This is a genomic window from Ramlibacter sp. (assembly GCF_028292805.1).
Classification (GTDB): Bacteria; Pseudomonadota; Gammaproteobacteria; order Burkholderiales; family Burkholderiaceae_C; genus Ramlibacter.
Genome location: NZ_JAQGLS010000167.1, coordinates 1 through 3,564, shown reverse-complemented (window position 1 = coordinate 3,564; position 3,564 = coordinate 1). Strand labels below are relative to the sequence as shown.

At 67.7% G+C, this 3,564-nt stretch carries 5 protein-coding genes; all 5 read right to left on the bottom strand.

Annotated elements, in window-relative coordinates:
* The coding region (locus JWP65_RS10500; RefSeq protein WP_299763436.1) for a zinc-ribbon domain-containing protein at positions 1-88 on the bottom strand (88 nt) is incomplete at its 3' end.
* 25 nt (positions 89-113) lie between these two features.
* Positions 114-995, bottom strand: a complete 882-nt coding sequence (gene prmA / locus JWP65_RS10495; RefSeq protein ID WP_299763434.1) for a 50S ribosomal protein L11 methyltransferase — start codon at positions 993-995, stop codon at positions 114-116.
* A gap of 5 nt (positions 996-1,000) precedes the next feature.
* Positions 1,001-2,350 (bottom strand): acetyl-CoA carboxylase biotin carboxylase subunit, encoded by a 1,350-nt coding sequence (gene accC, locus JWP65_RS10490; protein ID WP_299763432.1) that lies wholly within the window; start codon positions 2,348-2,350, stop codon positions 1,001-1,003.
* 93 nt (positions 2,351-2,443) lie between these two features.
* A complete protein-coding gene (gene accB / locus JWP65_RS10485; RefSeq protein WP_299763430.1) occupies positions 2,444-2,887 on the bottom strand; it encodes an acetyl-CoA carboxylase biotin carboxyl carrier protein in 444 nt (147 codons plus the stop codon).
* A gap of 159 nt (positions 2,888-3,046) precedes the next feature.
* The coding region (locus JWP65_RS10480; protein WP_299763428.1) for a TlpA disulfide reductase family protein at positions 3,047-3,564 on the bottom strand (518 nt) is incomplete at its 5' end.

Genomic DNA, 3,564 nt, shown 5'->3' with positions numbered 1-3,564 from the left:
AGCGCACCCAGCCTTCGGAGATCTTCAGCTGGTCCGGCACGACGCGGAACATCGTTCCGCAAGCAGGGCAGCTGGTGATCAGACTCATGAGGTCTGGATTGTAGGCAAGCCGCCTAGCACCGGGCCGTCATCAGGATCCAGCCGTCTTCCTCGTCGCTCACTTCGAGACGGCAGTACGGCGCGTAAGCAGCCTTGAGCTCGTCGGCCTGGCGCGCCAGGATGCCGGCCAGCACCAGGGCGCCGCCCGGCGCCACGTGGGCCCACAGCAGGGGCGCCAGCATCTTCAGCGGCGTCGCCAGGATGTTGGCCAGCACCAGGTCATAGCTGCCGCTGGCGCGGTCGGGCAGACCGGCGGCCAGCACCACGTCATTGGCCGCGGCATTGGCCTGGGTGGCCCGCACCGCGGCTTCGTCGATGTCGACCGCGTCGACGCCGGCAGCGCCGAACTTGGCCGCGCCGATCGCCAGGATGCCGGAGCCGCAGCCGTAGTCCAGCACGCGCCGATCCCGAGGCGGATGGCCGGCGATCCAGCGCAGGCACATGCGTGTGGTCGGGTGGGTGCCGGTGCCGAAGGCCAGCCCGGGGTCGAGGCGGATCACCTCGCGCGCCTGCGCCGGCGGTTCATGCCAGGTGGGAACGATCCAGAATGTCGGCGTGACCTGCACCGGCTCGAACTGCGACTGCGTCAGGCGCACCCAGTCCTGCTCCGGCACCTCGGCCATCCCCAGCAGCTCGCAGCCGCCGAAGAAATCCTGTGCCGGCAGCAGGCGTGCGGCCTCCGCTGCCTGCGCTTGCCCGGCGAACAGCGCCACCAGCAGCGAGCGCTGCCAGCCCTCCCTGGGCGGCGGCATGCCCGGCTCGCCGAACAGCGCCTGTTCGGCCGGCGTGCGGGCATCGGCGTCCTCGACGGAAACGCTCAGCGCGTCGAGCGCCTCCAGCGCTTCGCCGACCGCCTCGACGCTGTCTTCGGGGCAGAGCAGGCGCAGTTCGTGCACGCCGCCTACCTCTTGTGGTGGGAGAGCCACTCTTCGAGGTAGTGGATGTTGGTGCCGCCGGCCATGAACTTGGCGTCCACCATCAGCTCGCGGTGCAGCGGGATGTTGGTGTTGATGCCCTCGACCACCGTCTCGGCCAGCGCCGTGCGCATGCGGGCCAACGCCTGCTCGCGCGTGTCGCCGTGCACGATGATCTTGCCGATCATCGAGTCGTAGTTCGGCGGCACGAAGTAGTTGTGGTACACGTGCGAGTCGACCCGCACGCCCGGGCCGCCGGGGGCGTGCCACAACGTGATCCGGCCCGGCGACGGGATGAACTTGTACGGATCCTCTGCGTTCACCCGGCACTCGATTGCGTGGCCGCGGATCTGGATGTCGCTCTGTTTGAACGGCAGCTTCTCGCCGGCCGCCACCTGGATCTGCGTGCGCACGATGTCGACGCCGGTGATCAGCTCGGTCACCGGGTGCTCCACCTGCACCCGCGTGTTCATCTCGATGAAATAGAACTCGCCGTTCTCGTACAGGAACTCGAAGGTGCCGGCGCCGCGGTAGCCGATGCGCCGGCAGGCGGCGGTGCAGCGCTCGCCGATCTTCTCGATCGCCTTGCGCGGGATGCCCGGCGCCGGCGCTTCCTCGATCACCTTCTGGTGACGGCGCTGCATGGAGCAGTCGCGCTCGCCCAGGTAGACGGCGTTCTTGTGCTTGTCGGCCAGGATCTGGATCTCGACATGGCGCGGGTTCTGGAGGAACTTCTCCATGTACACGGCCGGATTGCCGAACGCCGCCTGGGCCTCGGCCTTGGTCATCTGCACTGCGTTGATCAGCGCCGCCTCGGTATGGACCACGCGCATGCCGCGCCCGCCGCCGCCGCCGGCCGCCTTGATGATGACCGGATACCCGACCGACTTGGCGATGCGGCGCACCTCGGCCGGGTTGTCCGGCAGCTCGCCTTCGGAGCCGGGCACGCAAGGCACGCCGGCCTTGATCATGGCCTGCTTGGCCGAGACCTTGTCGCCCATGGTGCGGATGTTCTCCGGCGTGGGCCCGATGAACTGGAAGCCACTTTTCTCCACCCGCTCGGCGAAGTCGGCGTTCTCGGAAAGGAAGCCGTAGCCGGGGTGGATCGCCTCGGCGTCCGTCACTTCGGCGGCCGAGATGATGGCGGGCATGTTCAGGTAGCTCAATGCCGAGGGCGCCGGCCCGATGCAGACGGCCTCTTCCGCCAGCCGGACGTACTTGGCGTCGCGGTCGGCCTCCGAATAAACCATGACGGCCTTGACGCCCAACTCGCGGCAGGCGCGCTGGATCCGCAACGCGATCTCGCCGCGGTTGGCGACCAGGATCTTCTTAAACATCGCGCCCTCCGCGATGAATCGCGACGCGCAGAAGCGGAACCGCGCCGAAGGCGCGGGCGCTGCGGTTGGCAGCGAGGATCTTCTTGAACATGCTTATTCGATCATGAACAGCGGCTGGCCGTATTCGACCGCCTGGCCGTTCTCGCACAGGATCTGGGTGACGGTGCCGGCCTTGTCGGCCTCGATCTCGTTGAGGATCTTCATCGCCTCGATGATGCAGATGGTCTCGCCTTCCTTGACCTGGCTGCCCACTTCGACGAACGACTTGGCGCCGGGCGCGGAAGCCCGGTAGAACGTGCCGACCATCGGCGACTTCACGGCGTGGCCGGTGGGCGCCTCGGGCACGGGCGCTGCGACCGGCGCCAGCGCCGGGGCGACCGGAGCGGCTTGCTGCTGCATCGGCGCGGCATAGCCTTGTGCCATGCCGGGCCCGCCCTTGACGATGCGGACCTTGCCTTCGGCTTCGGTGATTTCGAGTTCCGAGACGTTGGATTCCGACACCAGGTCGATCAGTGTCTTGAGTTTGCGCAAATCCATGGGGTGGTCTCCAACCTCGTTTTGAGAGGAACGCGAATTTACCGCAAAACTCGCTTACCTCTTCCTTCTGGCGCGAAATATCTCTAAATATTTCTCACACGCTCAGCTGGAAGGGTGCGTCCGGTGGCCGGAACGTTTTGCAAAAGGCCGGTGTTGGCGTCAGCGGATCCGGCTCCAGGCTTGCAGGTCGGACTCCGTGACCCGGCCCATTCTACGCTCGCGCACTTTGCCGGCGCCGTCGAGCACGACGGTGAAGGGCAAGCCGCCGCTGACGTTGCCCAGGCCCTGACCGAGCGCGGTGCCGTCCAGGCCAGCCAGGCCGATCTCAAACGTGACCGGCGTGCGGCGCAGGAAAGTGCGCACGGCGCTGGGCTGGTCGATCGCAAGTCCGACGACTTGCCAGCCGTTGGCCGCCTGTTGCCGGAAGAATGCATCGAGCAGCGGCATTTCTTCCACGCACGGCGGGCACCAAGTCGCCCAGAAGTTCAGCAGCAGCGGCCGGCCCCGCAAGCTGGCCATGGACAGGCTCGCGCCCTGCGGCGTAGCAAAGCTCAGGCTCCACAAGGCGCGCACTGCCTCGTCGTCGGCGGGGCCGACCCGGGTGCGCCACAGGCCGACGCCAGCGCCAGCCAGCGCCGCGCCGCCGGCCGCAGCCGCCAGCAGCCAGCGCCGTTTGC